General features: G+C 55.2%; 9 protein-coding genes. 2 read left to right on the forward strand and 7 right to left on the reverse strand.

The window, feature by feature from the left end; genetic code table 11:
• Positions 1-12 precede the first annotated feature (12 nt).
• From ABEA92_RS15505 to xylA, 4 genes are all read right to left on the reverse strand, one after another.
• Positions 13-1,026, reverse strand: a complete 1,014-nt coding sequence (locus ABEA92_RS15505) for a DUF1559 family PulG-like putative transporter (protein ID WP_345684761.1) — start codon at positions 1,024-1,026, stop codon at positions 13-15.
• A 551-nt stretch (positions 1,027-1,577) separates the two neighbouring features.
• Positions 1,578-3,080 carry a DUF1501 domain-containing protein gene (locus ABEA92_RS15510; protein ID WP_345684891.1) on the reverse strand — a complete coding sequence of 501 codons (1,503 nt, stop codon included), beginning with the start codon at positions 3,078-3,080 and terminating at the stop codon, positions 1,578-1,580.
• Positions 3,081-3,264: 184 nt separating this feature from the next.
• Positions 3,265-6,426, reverse strand: a complete 3,162-nt coding sequence (locus ABEA92_RS15515; RefSeq protein WP_345684762.1) for a PSD1 and planctomycete cytochrome C domain-containing protein — start codon at positions 6,424-6,426, stop codon at positions 3,265-3,267.
• Between the two features lie 661 nt (positions 6,427-7,087).
• Positions 7,088-8,404: a xylose isomerase gene (gene xylA / locus ABEA92_RS15520; protein WP_345684763.1), complete on the reverse strand. Its 1,317-nt coding sequence runs from the start codon at positions 8,402-8,404 to the stop codon at positions 7,088-7,090.
• Between the two features lie 249 nt (positions 8,405-8,653).
• Between xylA and ABEA92_RS15525 the strand changes: the two genes are divergently transcribed.
• Positions 8,654-9,808 carry an AraC family transcriptional regulator gene (locus ABEA92_RS15525; RefSeq protein WP_345684764.1) on the forward strand — a complete coding sequence of 385 codons (1,155 nt, stop codon included), beginning with the start codon at positions 8,654-8,656 and terminating at the stop codon, positions 9,806-9,808.
• Between the two features lie 246 nt (positions 9,809-10,054).
• Positions 10,055-11,659, forward strand: a complete 1,605-nt coding sequence (locus ABEA92_RS15530; protein WP_345684765.1) for a pyridoxal phosphate-dependent decarboxylase family protein — start codon at positions 10,055-10,057, stop codon at positions 11,657-11,659.
• Between the two features lie 356 nt (positions 11,660-12,015).
• Here the strand turns inward: ABEA92_RS15530 and ABEA92_RS15535 are convergent, their stop codons facing one another.
• From ABEA92_RS15535 to ABEA92_RS15545, 3 genes are all read right to left on the reverse strand, one after another.
• On the reverse strand, positions 12,016-15,204 hold the full coding sequence (locus ABEA92_RS15535) for a sulfatase-like hydrolase/transferase (protein ID WP_345684892.1): 3,189 nt from the start codon (positions 15,202-15,204) through the stop codon (positions 12,016-12,018).
• A gap of 52 nt (positions 15,205-15,256) precedes the next feature.
• Positions 15,257-16,903, reverse strand: coding sequence for an arylsulfatase (locus ABEA92_RS15540; protein WP_345684766.1), 1,647 nt, complete (start codon positions 16,901-16,903; stop codon positions 15,257-15,259).
• A 148-nt stretch (positions 16,904-17,051) separates the two neighbouring features.
• Complete coding sequence (locus tag ABEA92_RS15545; protein WP_425572446.1) at positions 17,052-18,998, reverse strand: arylsulfatase; 1,947 nt, start codon at positions 18,996-18,998, stop codon at positions 17,052-17,054.
• Positions 18,999-19,117: the final 119 nt, after the last annotated feature.

Consider the following 19,117-nt stretch of genomic DNA (forward strand, 5'->3'; position numbering starts at 1 on the left):
CATTCTCACATATTAAAACTCTTCGATGACTTCGCCGTCACCGATGTAGGCCAAGTGTCGGAGGATCGAGATCTCGGTCGACTCGCTGATGAACCGAACCGAACCATCCGCCAATGTGAATTGAGCGCCGCCGGGATGCACACTGCCGGACGTGGACCATGCACTCAAGCGGCTTGCTTGACGCGTTCGTTGAAATGGAATGGTGTCCCAAGCACAACACAGCAAGTTGTTGATCCCCAAGCTGTAGGCCAAATCGACGCCGTTGCCGACCCATTTGGTGTAGCCCCAGGTTTGCGGAACGCCGTCATGCACGCCACGAAGCGTTTCGCAGACCGCGACCGTGTTGCTGGTCCCGTCAAGCACATCTCGCATGCGAGACGAATCGTCCATGCCGAACATGCGGCGAGTCAACAGATCGTCTTGGCTCCACCGCGGCGCGGTAGAGGAGGTTCGGCGAATGCTGAACTCGTAGTTCGTGAAGGCACCTTCGAGTGACGTGGTGCCTGGCGAGATCGAATAAGACGTGCTCGACGTGGTGGCGTAGTGAGTCGGATTGGGATCCGAAGGACACAAAAAGGACTGTACCGCGGTGCTGATCACCACGTCATTGGCATTGCCCGGTTCGCCTGGTTTGGGGCCCGACAATGTACTTTGTCCCGAGTCACGAACGTAGGCGCCGGTGGATGCGGAGGTGTCCATTTCTTCGTAAAGGTTTTGCTGTTCGATGTAGGGCAACACGCCCATCCAGCCGCGATGATTGCGGACCTTCGTCAATCCGGGAATCGCGGTGCCCGAGGTGATCGAACCAGCTTGGCTGGCCGAATACGGAAACTTATTAAACGCGCTGTGGTAATTGTGTAAGCCAAGCCCAATTTGTTTCATGTTGTTTGAGCATGACATTCGCCGTGCCGCTTCGCGTGCAGCTTGCACCGCTGGCAAAAGTAATCCAACCAAAACGCCAATAATGGCAATCACAACCAGGAGTTCAACGAGCGTAAACGCGTGACGACGTTGCGGAAACTGCATTACAGGGATCCTTCGAATAAGAAAATAGACTTTGCCGAATGAAAGAGATTCGGCTGATACGGATACCGCCTGATAACGTCGGGTTCGCAAACCCCGCGCCAATGCAGGCCGCGCCGCGACGTAGCGGCTTCGTCACGCCATGGAACTCGCCATCGTCTCGAATTTTCAAGGGGAAGCTGCCATGCACAGCAGACGCGGTAGCGTTTGCGCCATGCCCCTTCGGTACCGGTGCCCCCTCAAGTGACGGTGTGCTTGGTTCGGCAGGATCGCTGTGCTTTTTTTGTAAAAGCATCCGCTTTCGCTGTCAGCGATGAAGCGGTGCCGTGGTGGCACTGCGGAATTTGTTGGCACCGCAATGCTTGAAGTGCAAGCAATTGCAGCAGTTGCACGGCGTCGACTCGAAAACGAACCGCGAAGAGACAAGGCGACACAGCCGATTTGCTCGCTAGAGTCGGCGTGAAACGCAAGATCTATATAGTTTTCAAGTATCTATAGACAATGACGGTTGTTTGTTGATGCCCGCCATGGTGTCACGGGCAACGCCGAGGCGGCTAGATCAAGATGTCCTTGACGACATGACCGTGAACATCAGTCAACCGAAAGTAGCGTCCTTGGAAGCGGAATGTCAGTTTTTCGTGATCGATCCCCATTTGCTGCATGATCGTTGCATGCAAATCGTGCACGTGGACCGGGGTTTCGGTTATGTTGTAGCAGAACTCGTCGGTCGCACCGTAGGTGATCCCCGGTTTGATCCCGGCACCGGCCATCCACAACGAAAAACACCGTGGATGATGGTCGCGTCCATAGGTCTCGGCATTCAGCGCTCCTTGGCAATAAGAGGTTCTGCCAAATTCGCCGCCCCACACGACCAAGGTGTCCTCGAGCAATCCAAGTCGTTTTAGGTCGTTGACCAAAGCGGCGGTCGGTTGGTCCGTGTCATGACATTGCCCCGGCAATTGTTTGGGCATCGTGAAATGTTGGTCCCATCCCATATGGAACAATTGAATGAAACGCACGTCACGCTCGGCCAACCGGCGTGCCAACAAACAGTTGTTCGCATAGGTGCCTCGCTTGGTGACGTCCGGACCATAGCTATCGAGCACGTGTTGGGGTTCGTCCGAAAAATCGGTCAACTCCGGAACCGAGGTCTGCATTCGATAAGCCAATTCATACTGCTGAATTCGCGTGTGGATCTCAGGGTCGCCAAACTCATCAAGCTTCTCTTCGTTCAGCTTGGCCAAATCATCGAGCATCCGTCGACGGGTGGTCGCATCGAGACCGGCGGGGTTGCTCAGGTACAGCACGGGGTCACCGATGCTCATCAATTTGACTCCTGCGTAGGTTGACGGCAAAAAGCCGCTGCCCCACAGTCGGTCGTAAAGCGGTTGGCAATTGGGACGCCCCGTCCCACGCGAAACCATTGCGATGAACGTAGGCAGATTATCGTTCATCGAACCCAGCCCGTAATGCATCCAAGATCCGATGCTTGGCCGTCCAGCCAATTGGTGGCCGGTTTGGAAAAACGTGATCGCAGGATCGTGGTTAATCGCTTCGGTTTGCATCGAGCGAATCAGGCACAGATCGTCCGAGAGCGAACCGATGTGCGGAATCAACTCGCTACACATCTCGGTTCCCGACTCGCCGAACTTCTCGAATTTCCAGCGAGCTCCGGCCAATGGGAACTTGCTTTGCCCCGCCGTCATCCCTGTGATTCGCTGGTTCATGTCGACAAAGTCACGCAGTTCTTTGCCTTCGTGTTCCTGAAGCAGCGGCTTGGGATCGAACAGCTCTTGTTGCGAGGGGGCGCCGCTTTGAAACAGGTAGATGACCCGTTTGGCTTTGGGCGGGGTGTGATACTGCTTCAGTACGCCGTTGGGATCGGGAAAATCGGATGCCGACGATGTGGCTTCGCTACCCCAAGCTTCGCTGCCCAACATCGACGCGAGTGCCGCCGTGCCTACGCCCGAGGCGGTTCGTCCAAAGAAATGCCGACGCGTGAGCATCAATCGACTTTCGTCGGCGACATGATTCGGTTGTTGGATCTTGCTGGGCATGTTCTTCACGAGTCCACGATTGGAGTGGGGGAAGTCGGGTAGATGATTTTTCGAGCGGTCGCGAGTTGGTTCGATCAGGATCAAGGAACGTCGGAACCATCATGGGCTGATTCGTTGCTGATCGCTTAGCGATCTCAATATTGGCTTGCCAAACGATCCACGGCATTCACTGCTTCGATGTTCTTTACTCCACCGAAACAAATTGATCGAGGTTGAATATCAAATGAGCCACGGAGGTCCACGCGGCGTGTTCGGTCATGTCAAGCTTCGCGTCGCGAGCGGATTGTCCGATCGCAAGCAGTTCGCTCTCAGCTTCGGGTTGCGACTTGAAATGATTGCGGAAATAATCGAGCGAGCCGAGCAGTACCTTGGTCGATCTCTCGGAGATCGGTTTGGCAATCGCCCACTGATACATCGTTGCGATTCGCTCGCCGTCGGAGAGCTCTGCAGCTTGCAATCCGCGTTCGGAAAGTTTGCGAGCCGCTTCGAGGAACGTCGGGTCATTCATCAGCACCAACGCTTGTAGAGGCGTGTTGGTCCGTCGGACTCGAACATTGCAAACCTCGCGTCCACCCGCATCAAAAATGATTTGACGAGGTGGATTGACCGCGCGTTTCCAGTACGAATACATGCTCTTTCGGTACAACGCATCACCGCTGCTGACACGATACTTCGTTCCTGCATTGGCCGCCAACGATTCCCACAAACCATCGGGTTGATAGGGGTTGACCGAAGGGCCGCCTGGTTGGTCGTGAAGCAATCCACTTGCTTGCAGCGCAATATCACGGATGACAAAACCGTCGCTGCGATAACGAGGGCCGCGGGCCAGCAGCCGATTGGCGGGATCGATCGCGGCGACCGATTCGGTCAATCGCGACGATTGCCGGTACGTTTGACTTGTGACAATCAGTCGATGCATCGCTTTGACATCCCATCCCGATTCGATGAACTCGACGGCCAACCAATCGAGTAATTCGGGATGGGAGGGTACTTCGCCTTGCACTCCGAAATCTTCAGTCGTCGACACCAATCCCGTTCCGAAATGATCTTGCCAAATCCGGTTGATCGTCACGCGTGCGGTCAGTGGGTGCTCGCGAGAGACCAGCCACTTTGCTAATTCAAGTCGGTCGGCGGGCTGTGATGCGTCCGGTGACGAAAGCAGCGCCGAAGGAACACCGCGTTTCAGCACTTCGCTTTTGTCTGGTGCATCGTACTGGCCACGCATCAGCAGATAAGCCGGCAGCGGTTCGCCCTCGCGTTCTTTCATCACCATCGCCGTCGCGATCTTCGCGCCGGTACGCTTGAGTGCCCGGTCCGCGTCTTTGAAACGTTGTTCCGCTCGCTTCAATTCAGGGTCAATCGACTCGTAGTAATTGGAAAGCTTTGTTTGTTCGTCCTTGGAACGCGATTTCAATGGTTTTTGCAGGATCGCCACGATCGATTGGTCTGCGATAAAATGTTCGCGATCCGCGTTTGCATTTCGTGCCGCCGTTTGCAGTCGAAATTTGCCGATCGAATGGTTAGGGAAATCTCGAGTGAAGCTCATCGAGACTTTGATCGTCGTATTGGGTTCGGGATGAATGGGCGTCTTCAGATCCAAGGTCAAACGGACGTTCTCGGCATGATTGCTGTGGATGCCCCATCCCGAGCGTAGATCGTCATCGAGCACGTGCTCGGGACTGTAGTTTGGTTGCTGGCGACTTGCCGTCGCCGAGACGATTTCAATCGGCTGGTTCTCTGACGACACCTTTACATCGGTCAGCACAAAGTTGCCGTTCGAGCTGGGGGCTAATTGATTGGGTTTGGTAAACGCATCGTCCACGATGGCTTCGATCTGCAACGCGTCGATCCGCTGGGGTTCTGGATTTTCGTCCGACGGCGCGAAAGGTTGCAGTTCGATTTCATACGTCACTCCCTGCGCGGATTCGGTGGTCGAGTACTCGATGGTGTTGTCGTCATTGATATGAAGTTTGCCGGTGCCGCGGAGCGTTGCGTTTTGGATCGTTGCATCTCGCCACGGTCGGTAGGGTGAATCGGGCAAGTCGTCTTTGATTTCTTCGATCCACGCATTCATACGTTGGAACAACCCATTGCGGGCCGCGGTCCGTTCGCGTTTCGCGTTTTCATAAGCTGCGATGATTTCATCAGGCACTGCTGCCAACGGCGATACCGCCGTCATCGTTGGCATCGCATCGACGCCTTTGCCGATCCCCCGTTCGCCGATGTTGTTGAAATAGCTGTACAGTTGAAAGAACTCTTTTTGGCTTAGCGGGTCGTATTTATGGTCGTGACACCGGGCGCAACCAAACGTCAATCCCATCCAGACGGTGGAGGTGGTTTCGACACGATCGATCACGTTTTCGACGAAGAATTCAGCGGCGAGGGCTCCGCCTTCGCTGTTTTGACGATGGTTGCGATTGAATGTCGTCGCCAATCGTTGAGCATCCGTGGCCGCCGGAAGCATGTCACCGGCAAGCTGCTCGATCGTAAACTGATCAAACGGCATGTTGTCGTGATACGCCTTGATCACCCAATCTCGCCACGGCCAATTGGTTCGGCCATTGTCGTTCTGGTAACCATCGGTGTCGGCGTAGCGTGCGGCATCAAGCCAACGTAGCGTTTGACGTTCGGCGTAGCCCATCGAATCGAGCAGCCGGTCGACGGCTTCGCGATACGTGGACTCCGTCGGATCTGCTTGCATTCTGTCTTGAAGTTCTTGCGGCGGCAGCAGTCCCGTCAGCGTCAATGATGCACGACGCAGTTGAGTCATCCAATCCGCAGGCGAGGATGGCGCGAGCCCCGATTCAATCAATCGCCGACCGACAAAGGCATCAATGGGGTTGATAGACCAGCGTTGGACCGTGGCGGCGTCCCAACCGGATTGCGTTGCCGCCGACTGGATCACCTCGACGGGAATGGGAGGTTTCTGCGGGGGTTCAAAGGCCCAGTGCCCCTCGTACGGAGCACCTTGTTTGATCCACAAATCGAGGATGCGTTTTTCTTCGCTTGATAGTGACCGATTGCTATCCGGCGGCGGCATTTGATCGCCTTCGTCGGTGCTATGGATGCGTACATGCAGTTCGCTCGATTCCACATCGCCTGGGACGACCGCGAAGTAGCCGCCGAGGTCGGCGAATAAGTTTTCTTCGCTGTCGGCCCTGAACTCGGAATCTTGATTTTCGGCATCCGGCCCGTGGCAATGAAAGCACTTGTCCGACAGGATCGGGCGGACTTGGTCGCTGAAGTCGATTGTTTCTTCGCCATGCAAATTGCATCGCGTGCCAGCAGAGATCGCAATCGCCACCACACACACACGCAGGGGCAAATTCAAGAGGGGACTGCTCACGTTTCAATCCGATGGAAGAAGGGAATTGGCGGCCTCGATACGACTGGGCAGCCAATTCGTGATGCAGCCAAGTCGATCTCACAGCCAAAGTCACTGTCAGGTGGGGTCACATCCCTGGTGCGAATGTGACTCAGCGACTTGTTGTTTTGCCCGCCGTCTCACGGCACCAGGGCAATCAAAGCGATTGCTGAAATGCGTGAGTTGTTACGGCAAAGGGCACGAAGTTACGGTCTTCTTCGTTGCTGTCGACTTGTGGACAACGCTTGGATTCTAATCCACCAAGCAGCCAACTCCAAGTCACGTTCCGGCCAAGCGGGGCTGAACGCAGAGTTTCGACGTCGAAATTGCAAGATTTTGTCACGTCAGCGTGAGCGACAATTGCCATCAAGTCGCGAGCATGCAAGCCCAGTGTGGTAAAGCGTTTAGAGCCAGAGAATGACGGTGTATATGCGTTGTAGCGACGCTCGCCAGAGAGTGGATGGTTGCCACGTAAATTCAATCACCACCTTCTGGCGAAGGCAGCTGCGAAAAAATGAATCTTCACCGTCTGTCCAAGGACGCTGCCTGAAAATGCTTCACAGCGTTGATACAAAACACCATCGGTCGTGACCGCCGGCCTGTGGGGTTCGATCCACAGGCCGGCAGCAAACCGGTGGGAAAACTACTTTTTGTCCAAGTAACGATTGAAAATGTTTTCCAGCAATTCTTGACGTCCGCTGCTGTTCGTAGCGGCTTCGCCCTTTTCGAGCATCAGCGTCTCCAGTTCGCCGAAGGAGGTGTTGCCCGCCTCGATTTTTTGGCCCAATTCTCCGTCCCAGCTGCTGTATCGCTGGTCGACCAGTTTGCTCAGGGCGCCCTCTTCGATGATGTTTGCGGCGACTTTCAAGCCGCGAGCGAACGCGTCCATGCTGCCGATGTGGGCGTAGAACAGGTCGATGGGTTCAAAGCTTTCGCGACGGACCTTGGCGTCAAAGTTCACTCCGCCTGGTGCCAAACCGTACTTCAGCAACACCAACATGATCTGCGTCGTCAGGTAATAATTGGTCGCAAATTGGTCGGTGTCCCAGCCCAACAGCAAGTCGCCGGTATTCGCGTCGATCGATCCGAGTGCGCCTTGCATGCCAGCGTATTCGAGTTCGTGCATCATCTCGTGACCGGCTAAGGTCGCGTGATTGGTTTCGATGTTCAGTTTGAAGTGATCGGTCAGATCATAGGCACGCAAAAAGTTCAAGCAGGCTGCGGCATCCGAATCGTATTGATGCTTGGTTGGCTCTTTAGGTTTCGGTTCGATCAAGAATTGTCCCTTAAAGCCGATCTCTTTCGCATAGTCGACGGCCATGTGAAAGAAGCGAGCGAGGTGATCGAGTTCGCGTTTCATGTCGGTGTTGTATAGACACTGGTAGCCCTCGCGACCGCCCCAGAACACATAGTTTTCGCCACCGAGTTCCTTGGTGACTTCAAGCGCCTTTTTGACTTGTGCCGCGGCATAGGCGAACACTTCGACGTTGCACGTCGTTGCCGCACCGTGCATGAAACGCGGATTGCTGAACATGTTGGCGGTGCCCCACAACAGCTTGACGCCGGTTCGCTGCTGTTCTTCGCCGAGCACCTTGGCGACCGCGTCCAGATTGGCGTTGGACTCTTTTAGTGTCGCGCCTTCGGGGGCCACGTCGCGATCATGGAACGCGTAAAACGGAGCATCGAGTTTTTCAAAGAATTCGAATGCCGCGCGGGCTCGGTTGCATGCGTTTTCGACCGATTCGCTGCCATCGTCCCAAGGTCGCTGCATCGTGCCGCCGCCAAACGGGTCGCTGCCAGTGCCTCGAAACGTGTGCCAATAAGTGACGGTAAAACGCAAGTGATCCTTCATCGTTTTGCCCGCGACCACTTCGTCGGGGTTGTACCAACGAAATGCGAGCGGATTGTCCGAATCGGGGCCTTCGTACTTGATCTTGGAAACTTCAGGAAATGCGCTCACGGTAAGGCTCGCCTTGTAAAATCGGGTGGGAGAATCGAAAGAATGCGGGATCGGATAAATTTCACACTTTAAACGCGGTGGGGTCCTTGAAAGTATACAGGTTGCCACCCCCGTCGACGGGTGCTTGCGCCCCTTCAAGTCCCGGCTAAGGCGTATTTTCTCTGGCATTGTGGCATCGATCCAGTAGACTTTTTGCAATCGATCGTAGATATTTCACATGGTTTGAAGTCTTGGGTTTGGAACGGTTTTATGACGCGGCGATCTGTGGCACTACTGATCGAAACGTCCAATGGCTATTGCCGTGGGTTGTTAGACGGCATCATTTCGTACGCAAAACACCATGCAAATTGGTCCATTCACCTGACCGAACAAGAGCGTGGGGCGGCGCCACCGGCATGGTTGCAGACATGGAAGGGAGACGGCATCATCGCGCGGATTGAAACCGATACGATTGGCCGTCGTCTGAGAAAATTTGGACTGCCGATCGTCGATCTCAGCGCGGCGCGTCATGTCAAAGGCATCCCCTGGGCCGATACCGACGACGAAGCGATCTCGCGTTTGGGGGTTCAACATTTCACCGAACGTGGATTCACGCAGTTGGCCTATTGTGGCGATCCTGGGTTCGAATGGTCCAACCTCCGGCGTGATCACTTCAAACGGATGACCATCGCGGCGGGGTGTTCATTCCACGAGCACCAGATGACGCCTCGATATGATCCCGACTTTAGCTGGGATACCGAAAAGCGAGCGATCGCCACTTGGTTGAATCAATTGCCGCGGCCGGCTGCGATCATGGCTTGTTACGACTTTCAGGCTCAGCAGGTGTTGGACGTTTGTCGAGAACTCGAAATCGCGGTGCCCGAAGAGATTGCGGTCTTAGGCGTCGACGATGACCGGTTGATTTGTGAGTTGGCCGAGCCAAACCTCTCCAGCGTGATTCCCGACACCAAATCCACCGGTTACGAAGCCGCCGAGCTGCTGGACCGAATGATGCAAGGCGAGCCGGTGTCCCCCCGCCAACGTTTGATCACACAACCGCTGGGGATTCGCGTCCGCCAATCGACCGATACGCTTGCGATCGAAGATGTCGAAGTGGCGCGGGCGCTCAGCTACATCCGCCGCCACTCGCTAGCGAATATTCGTGTCACCGACATCCTGCGTCATGTCTCTCTGTCCCGCCGGGCACTGGAACATCGCTTCATGCGACTGATTGGCCATACCCCGCACGAAGAAATCATGCGAGTGCGAATCGACCGTATCAAGATCCTGCTTCGCGAAACGGATTTGTCGATCCATGAAATCGCCGAGCGTGCCGGATTTGAGTACGCCGAATACATGGCGGCCGTGTTCAAACGCGAAACGGGAACCACCCCCACTGAGTTTCGTGCCAAGTGTAACGCGTAAAGCAGTGTAGGAAGTGGTGTATTTTCGCCATGTCCACAACGAGCGAGATCGAAGCGACGCGACGTCTATTGAAAAAGGCAACGCAGAACTATCATGCCAACCAGGGCATGGCGATCGCTCTTTTAGCAGAATCACCAGGTGTCGTTCGGTTTGTGAACCGTTTGGGCCAACAGGAATGCACCGTTCCCCCAATCCATTCCGACCGCCTGCCTAATGCAACGATCGAATTCATAAGTCGAAAGAATCATGATGGACGCAACGAAGCTGCAAGATTTGGTCGATATGTTTTTTACATGTCGACGAGACGATTTGATGCAGATATTTGGCGAAATGTTATCGGCACTCGAAGCCGAGCAATCGATGCCGCCTGGCCGATTGATGTCTCGCAACTACGAAACCGCTCAAGCAAACCCCGAGATTCATACCTTGCCGGGGAATCTGAAAGATGCGCGCGATGCCATCTTTCCATTCTATTGGGGGACTGATAGTTGGCAGTCAAAACTGCATCTCGAAAACGTCAAAGGGCCACCCAACTTTGCCTCGTTGATCGGCTCGATCGCGGCGCTTCTGAAAAATCCCAATCTCTGTGTCGATACGTATTGTTTGCGATCCAATGAATTGGAGGTCAAATCGATCACGGCGCTTGCGAATTTGATCTTCTATCACACCGAGTCGCCTTGGGGCGTGTTCACGATTGGTGGCACGATTTCAAATCTGTATGGTGGCAAAATCGGGATTGAAAAAGTCGCTCCCGGCACGATGCAAAATGGGCTTGGCGACAAAAGATTAGCGGGACTGGTTTCCGAGGCGGGGCATTATTCCAACGCCACCTTGGCCGGTTGGCTGGGGATCGGAGTCAAGAATCTGCACTCGGTTCCCACCGATGAAAACATGTCAATGCGGTTGGATCGATTGGAGCAAAAGCTTGACGAACTGTATTCGGATGACGTCAAGGTTGCCTTTGTCATCGCCACCTTCGGCACCACGGATGCCTTTGGGATTGATGACATTCAATCGATCAAGCAGATCATCGATCGCAAATCGCAGCAATACGGCGTCACGCCGGCGCATCTGCATGTGGATGCCGCAGTCGGTTGGATCAGTTGCTTTTTGACCGAATACAATATTCAAACCAACCCGCTTGGTGCGAATACGGAAACGTTGGAATTGATTCAGCGCAGCCAACAAGCGACGGTCGGGTTTCGCTATGCCGATTCGGTCACCCTTGATTTTCACAAAATGGGTTGGGGGCATTATCCGTCGAGCGCGTTCATTGTCCGTCATCGCGACGACTTGCTGCACCTGACGCGAACGCTCGAGGAGATCCCTTACTTTTCGGAAGCCGATTTTCGTCATGATCCGGCGCTATTTACGCTGGAGTGTTCGCGGCCGGGGATTGGTCCCTACGCCGTGATGGCGTCGCTCAATGGCATCGGGTTGAACGGTTACCGCTGCCTGGTGGCCAACGCGATCGAAAAAGCGAACCAGTTGAAAAAGCTAATCGAAGAACTCGATTTTTGCAAAGTGCTGAACTTGAACACGCCCGGGCCGAGTGTGTGTTGGTGGGTGTTGCCGCGAGGACGCAACGCGAAAGAGTTGTTCAAGCAACTCGAAGAGGGGACGATGTCAGTCGAGGCCCGAACGCAATACTTTGAAGAGATCAAGCGGCTCTACAACAAACGAGCCGCCACGCTCGATCCCGCCGTCGATGCACGATTGAGCTTCACGACGTCGATTGGTTACTGTCCTCATGGGATCCAATTGCCCGCTTGGAAGGCCGTGATCTTCAATCCCAAAACCGACGACGAAGTGATCGATCGTCTTGTCGCCAGTATCAAAGATCTTGTCTGATGCGATGACAGAGCATCGGGCCGGTTCCATTGAGCCGTTAAGGGCGGTCGGAACAATCAGTGACGGGCTTTCCCGTAGCGGAAGTCGTCAAGACTTTCGTTTTCCAGGCTGGTCGAAACTCTTAACGGCTTGTTGATTTAGTCGTACGACGGACTTCCGAGTCCGTCGAATACACCATTGACGGACTCGGAGGTCCATCATACACCCTCGCCGCAGGGAACTTCATTAAATCAACAAGCCGTTGACGAGTTCCGCTACGTCAGTAATTACTCCGAAGGTCCTAAGGACGACGGCCTGTGGGAACCGGCCTTACTTGAAACTGCACACTTATTTTTCCATCGTTCCCAACCAAATACTCAGTCGACGATCTCGAATGACTGTGCTTCATCGGGCCCAGGATTACGATAGGCGGGGTCTTTGGCGCGGATGAAGATCTCGCCATCATCCAAAACCCGGACCTCCATCGGCACAATCGTGACGCCTTGTTCATTGATCGTTTTCGCGTTGTCGCCGATATCGCGAGTTTCGATTCCGGTTCGCGATAGCGGAGGAACATTGCCGTTGAAAAACGCGGTGCACCACCACCGGCCCTGTTTGTCTTGAAACGGAGTGCCATGTCCGAGGAAGCGGCCAGCAAATTTGCGTGGGCCGTAGGGACCGGTGATCTCGTCGGCGACACTGTAGTACAGATTGTACGAACCTCGGCGGCCTTGATCGGTCGACCATGCGGTCCCCAGATGCACGTATTTGCCGCCGACTTTGATCATCGTGGCGCCCTCGTGACCGATGCGGCTGATCGGTTTTCCATCGGGACCTGGGCGGCTACCCGCCGGATCAATTCGCACAGGATCGCCGGTGTAGCGGCTCAGGTCGTTGCTCAAGGGAGCAATAATCGTGTTTTGCCAAAGCAGATAGATCGTTCCATCATCGTCGGTAAACAGCGACGGGTCATGCCGAGGGCCCATGCCGCCGGCCATTGAATGTGTCCATGGGCCTGCGAGCTTTTTGCCCGTGGTCGTCGCAAGGCTGGAAATCTGTTTTGGGCAATGCACCAATGCCCAGCGGTCACCGAGCCAGTGAATTTCAGGAGCCCAAATGTGTTTAGGTTTGTTGCCCTGCTTCTTCGCCGCCAATGTGTCGTCGGTCGTGAAGATTGGCCCGAGTGATTCCCATTGGATCAAGTCTTTGCTGCGGTAGACTCGCACCTGACCGCCGACGATGCTGTCGTCGCCGAGACCGATGTTGTAGGGATCCGCCGCCTCGCGTGGATCACCCTCGTTGGGCTGCGTTCCAGTGAGGTAATAGTAGTCGTCGGGGCCGAGCGCGATATACGGATCGCGGATCCAGCCCGATTTGATATACAGCGCCCGGTCATGCGATTGGAGTCCAGCCCGAATCGCTGCGGCATCCATCACCGGTCCGGGTTTACGATCGGTTTTCTGCTGGATGAACGCCGATGCGGGAAAATCGTCGGCCGCTTTGCTGGACGCTGCATTCACTTTGTAATCAAGCACTTTGCCATTGAAGCGATTCGGCGCCGGGTAGTCACCCGCAGACGTGCGGTCGTCAAATCCGACGCTCATCGCATCGATCGGTTGGGCCGGGATCAGACCCGGCGAGGGTTGGCGGATTGGCGGTTGGTCGTTCACGGACAGCGATATCTCGTGATCCGACAAAGTAGCATTCAGTTTGACCTTGCCGCTAACTTTCTCGTTGGCGGTCACGCGTGTCACTTTGCCGTTGACGCGAACATCCAACGCAGGGACTCCGTCGATAAAGTGCAATGCGTATCCGTGTTGATTTCCGCCTTGGGCAATGGCAACTCCGTTTGGCTGTTCCGCTTCGGTGACGGCCTGGATCTCAAGCGGTCGGTTGGCAATCTGCGGTAACTGGGGATTGTCGGCGTTTTGGTCTCGCGAGGCAGCCGGTTGCTCTGGTTCCCAGATCACCCCGACTCGCCGCGCCCATGATTCCCATTGGGCGACCATCGACTTGGTGCGTTCGGGTTCTTTTTCAGCCAAGTCATTCAGTTCGCTTCGGTCCTCGGCTAGGTTGTACAGTTCCCACTTCAATTCATCGGGCATGCGTTTGGCGTAGACCGCTTTCCAGTCGCCTTTTCGCAATGCATGCGCCGCTTGGTGATCGAACCCAATCACGCGTTCAGGAAGCGATTCGCCTCGCATCGCGGGCAGCAAGCTTGTGCCTTCAAGCGGCGTGATCGCGTTGCCGCCAAGCGTTTCGGGATACGTCGCGCCGGCGGCTTCCATTAGCGTTGGCATCACGTCCATCACGTGTGCTGGGTCACGCACCCAGTCGTCGGATTTGCCAATCCCGTCGGGCCAATGAGCGATAAAGGGCGAACTGATCCCACCTTCGTGAGTGAAGTGTTTGTAGAGTCGAAACGGAGTATTGCCGAGGTTAGCCCATCCGCTGCCGTAGGACTGATGCGTGCCCCGTCCTCCAATGTCTCGGACCTGGTCCCCGGTATGCAGCGTGGTCGTGCCCCGTCGCGATTTACCGTCAAAACCAAAGGGGCCCCATTCGTAACAGGCGCCGTTGTCGCTGAGAAACAGAATCAGCGTGTTATCGAGGTCGTCGGTTTGTTTCAAGTGATCGAGAATCCGGCCGACACCATTGTCGACTCCTTCGACCATCGCAGCAAACACCGACATCCGACGAGCCAAGTCAATTTGGCGGTCTTTGTCGAGCGAGTCCCAGGCGGGATTTTGTTGACCCGAGAAACCATTGGAAATGTCATCGCGGTCGACCGGAACGAGGCTGCGTGGACTCAGTTTCCAGCGATCGCCGTCGACCAAGCCGAGTTTCTGCATTCGCTCGAACCGCTCCTCTCGCAGCACATCCCAGCCGCGTTGATAGATCGCATCATACTTGTCGGCTCGCTCCGCCGGAGCTTGCACGGGAAAGTGCGGCGACGAATGTCCAAGGAACAAAAACCAAGGTTTGTCACTGTCTTGTCCCTTGCGAATAAAATTCAATGCGTACTCGTTAAACACATCGGTCGCGTAGAATTCGTCCGCCGGAGGATCGATCTCCTTTTCGCGACCTTCCGGCAAACGGATGTAGTAGTCCGCGTCGTATTGGTCGTGCGAATGGTCGTCGGTGTAGCCATAGAACTCGTCAAACCCACGCCGGATCGGTCCTGTTTCGGGATGTAGGTGCCATTTGCCGACGTAGTAACAACCGTATCCCGCGGGTTTCAAAACTTCGGCTAGCGTTGCGCATTGATTGTTCAGCCGGCCAATGTACCCGGGGCCTCGTTTGGGGTCGGGGCGACCCGTAGTAAAGTCACCGATGCCGGTTTGCGATGGATACAATCCCGTCATCAACGAGGCACGCGTCGGACAACAGCGAGCCGAGTTATAGACTTGAGTGAATCGCACACCCCCCGCAGCGAGAGAATCGATGTTGGGGGTAGGGATCTCGCCGCCGTAGCAGCCCAGGTCCGAATAACCGAGATCATCGGCCAAGATCACAAGGATGTTGGGACGTTCGGCGGCAACGGTCGTCGACGATATCAGTAGCATCGCAGTGGCGACCACGCGATACGAAAGCCAGGTCCGTGGAATCTTCATTGCTCTATTGGGTTGGCGTAGGTTGTCGGTTCTTGGATTGGTTTGCCCGCTTTTTAGCCTTGATTTTTGGTTTGGCTTTGCCGGCGGGGCGAGGAAGCACGTCGTGAGTCACGGCCCAATCATTCCACTGTTTTGCTAACGTGTCAGCGAGTTCCGGGTGTTGGCTTTTCAGGTTGTTTTGTTCGGTGCGGTCGGCCGCCATGTCGAACAATTCCCAGTCGCCTCGGAGTCCCTGGCGAACCAGTTTATGGTTGCCCACGCGAATCGCCGCGTTCCCTTCGTGTTCCCAGTACAGCGGTCGATCCGCAAAGTCGCCTGATCCGGTGAGTAGCGGTTTCAAGCTTTGTCCCTGCATCGGTTTGATAGGGGTTCCGTTGAATGTTTCAGGATAGGTTGCGTCGCCCAAATCGACACAGGTTGCCATGATGTCAATCAGATGCGTTGGTGTTTCAATCCAAGCCTCGGGGCCGGTGCGTGGTTCGATCGCCGCCGGCCAATGCGCGATCAACGGACTCGATGTGCCGCCTTCGTGGTTGTAGTGCTTGTACTTGCGAAACGGTGTGTTGTTCAAATGCGCCCAGCAGCGACCGATGAACACATCCGAGTGAGGATCGCCCGGGTTATCGCCATTGTATTTCCCAGAGATGCCTGCTTCGGCGTTGCCTCCGTTGTCGGACAGGAACAGGATCAACGTGTTGTCGAGCTGTTGGCGTTGACGCAGTGCGTCGACCAATTTGCCGAGGTTCTTGTCGACTTCTTCGATCATCGCGGCGTAGATCGCCATCATGTCGTCGTAGCGTTTTTGCTCGTCCGCCGAGAGCGAATCCCAGGCAGGAATCTCCTCGGGACGCGGTTCGAGTTTCCAGTTTTTGTCGATCAAGCCCAGTTCAATCTGTTTTGCATAACGCTGTTCCCGCAACTTGTCCCATCCGGCCATGAATTTACCGCGATACTTGGCGATAGTTTCCTCGGGTGCCATGCATGGAAAATGCGGGGCGACATGAGCCAAGTACCAAAAGAACGGCTTTTTGGCGTCGATCGCTTCGTCAACGAACTTCAGTCCTTGTTCGGTCCACAGGTCGCTGCCGTACCATGGTGGGTTCAATCGCGGATCCTCCGATGAAATCGTTTCTCCGTTCAGGAACATGTTTGCACCGCCTTTGCTGCCGGTTTGATTCGAAAAATGAACACCGCCGGCGGCCAAGTTCAGACTGCGATCAAACCCGCGGCCCCAGGGGTGGACGCCATGATTCGCACCGACATGCCATTTGCCCGTCATCGCGGTGAAGTAGCCGACTTGGCGAAGCACTTCGGCGATCGTGACGCATTGATCGTTCAGCCGTCCTCGGTAGCCAGCAACGCCTTGGTCGGCCGTCATCCAACCGATTCCGGCTTGGTGTGAATACAGCCCGGTCAACAGCGATGCACGTGTCGGGCAACATCGCCCGGTGTTATAGAACTGAGAAAATCGAACGCCGTTTTCGGCCAGTGCATCAAGGTGAGGCGTGGGGATCTCGCTGCCATATGGTCCGATGTCCGAAATGCCCATGTCATCGACCATGATGACAATGATGTTGGGACGCTCGGCTGCGGATGCGAACGTGCAGGATAGCGTTGTAAGCGACAACGCCAAAAGGAAAGAGAGCTTCATGGGGAGTGCGCAATTTTGGGGAGGGAGGGGGATGGCTCGTGTTTGCCTGCAACGGCTCAATGAATCAAGCAAAATCGGCGGGCGTGCTGGATCGGATGGACGCGAGTAATACGAGCGAGCTTGCCATCTCTCGACATCACGCCGTTGCTTAGGGCTGGGGCCAACTCAATAGCGTCTTTCCGTCTTCACCAAGCAGTTGCAAATCGGCAATCGTTGCCGTTCCAGGACCATCGCCGATATCGATTCGTAATTGATGAATGCGTTTTGATACCGCGATTGGAATTTGGACCCATTGCCATGCATCACTCGATTCCGTTGCAAACCGAATGTTGCTGCCATTGGGTAGCGTTGTTTTGGCGTCGGTGGTGTAGAACACTTCACCGCTGGGGTTGCCCTGCGTTTCGCTGCGAGCCCGCAGTTTGAACGTGATTTGGTACGGGCCATTGGGAAGCTGCTTGTTGCGCAAGTCGATGGCGATTCCGGGGTCTTCACCGGTGAATTGCAAACGCAATTCGTTTCCTGCGATGTTCAGCTTCGTGTTCTTGCGGGCACGGATGTGGTTCGCTGGGTGCGAGTTTGCCGATTTGCCCTTCTTGTTGGAACCGGCGTTCGTTGGCTTTTTCTTTTGGTACTGTTCGGGCGTATCCGCGTCAAAGTTAGTCCACTCGCGATGGCGATGCGGCAGTGAAGCTTCCTTGACCGGCGCACGTGCTTTGGCCGGAGCGTGCACGACGTTCTCAGCCATCTCGTGCCACATCGCAATCATCTGGTTTAATCGTTCGGGCTGCTGGTCGGCAAGGTTATTCAGCTCACATCGATCCTCGGCGACGTTATACAGCTCCCACGCTTCACGTTGAAAACTAACAAGCTTCCAATCGCCATCGCGAAGACCGCGGTCGTCGGCAAACATAAGATGAATCGGCGGTCGTGATTCAAGCGGTTCACCGCGAAGTAACGGTTCCAGCGAGACTCCCGAAACGGGACGCAACGTTCGGCCCTGGCGTGATTCAGGAATCTCGGTTTCAGCAAGGTCGGCCAGCGTGGGCAAGACATCGATCAAGTGAGCTGGTTGCTTGATGATGCTGTCCGAATCGAGCTTCAGCCCCGCGGGCCAGTGCACAATCGCGGGAGTCGAAATTCCGCCTTCGAATTGGTTTTGTTTGTAGTAACGAAACGGGCTGTTGCGAGCCCAGGCCCAACCGGTTGAATCACCGAAGGAGACGTTCGCACTGGTCGGCTCGACATCCAATCGAGCCGGTTTTCGATCGTACGGGCACGCACCGTTGTCCGAGACGAACAAGATGAAGGTGTTTTCCAGTTCGTTGTTTTTCTTTAGATCGGCAACCAAGCGGCCCACCTCTTGATCGACGCGATCAATCATTGCCGCAAGCGTGGTCATGCGATTGGCTTCGTAGTCGCGTTTCCACTGTTCGAGATCATTCCATGCCGGAATGTGTTCAGGCCGAGGGCTCGGTTCGAGTGATTCCGGCAATACTCCCAGTCGCTTCTGCTTGGCAATCCTCGCGTCACGTACCGCGTCCCAGCCTTGGTCGTATTGGCCTTGGTACTTTTTGTAGTCTTCGGGTAACGCATGCAGCGGAGCATGCGGTGCATTGAAAGCCACGTACAAATACCATGGTTTGCCCGTGGTGCGGGCTTCGTCGAGGAATTTCAAACCATAGTCCACATTCGCAACGGTCGTATAAAATCCATCGCTCGGAACCTGCCACGGCTCGCCGTTGAGCCGGAACGTGTTGTCGCCTGAAAAGTAGTTGCATGCACCGCTGAGGTGACCAAAGTAGCGTTGGAAACCAAAGTCAGTCGGTTGTTGGTCCAAATGCCATTTGCCCGTCATGGCGGTGAAGTAGCCCGCATCGCCAAGCACTTCCGCCGACGTCACGGCATGCGATAGCGACGTGTCTCCCGCGGCAATGCAGTACTGGCCAGACAGCAAGCAGACCCGTGATGAATGGCATTTAGCCGTGTTGTAGAACTGTGAAAACCGTGCGCCATTGCGGGCAAGTGCATCCAAATTCGGTGTTTCGATCTCGCTGCCGTAACAGCCGATATCCGAAAACCCCAAGTCGTCGACCATCATCACCACGATATTGGGACGCTCGTCGGCAATGCAGGGACGCACCGAGACGATGCAAATGAATCCCATGCACCATGTGGTTATCTTTAGAAGGTTGGTCATGGGTGGTTTCCAGTGCA

It is taken from the genome of Novipirellula caenicola, from assembly GCF_039545035.1.
Taxonomy (GTDB): Bacteria; Planctomycetota; Planctomycetia; order Pirellulales; family Pirellulaceae; genus Novipirellula; species Novipirellula caenicola.

Bases quoted from the DNA above. Each gene is read 5' to 3' on its own strand.
- ABEA92_RS15505 (WP_345684761.1), bottom strand. From the start codon at position 1,026: ATGCAGTTTCCGCAACGTCGTCACGCGTTTACGCTCGTTGAACTCCTG.
- ABEA92_RS15510 (WP_345684891.1), bottom strand. From the start codon at position 3,080: ATGCCCAGCAAGATCCAACAACCGAATCATGTCGCCGACGAAAGTCGA.
- ABEA92_RS15525 (WP_345684764.1), top strand. From the start codon at position 8,654: ATGACGCGGCGATCTGTGGCACTACTGATCGAAACGTCCAATGGCTAT.
- ABEA92_RS15530 (WP_345684765.1), top strand. From the start codon at position 10,055: ATGATGGACGCAACGAAGCTGCAAGATTTGGTCGATATGTTTTTTACA.
- ABEA92_RS15535 (WP_345684892.1), bottom strand. From the start codon at position 15,204: ATGCTACTGATATCGTCGACGACCGTTGCCGCCGAACGTCCCAACATC.
- ABEA92_RS15540 (WP_345684766.1), bottom strand. From the start codon at position 16,903: ATGAAGCTCTCTTTCCTTTTGGCGTTGTCGCTTACAACGCTATCCTGC.
- ABEA92_RS15545 (WP_425572446.1), bottom strand. From the start codon at position 18,998: ATGGTCGACGACTTGGGGTTTTCGGATATCGGCTGTTACGGCAGCGAG.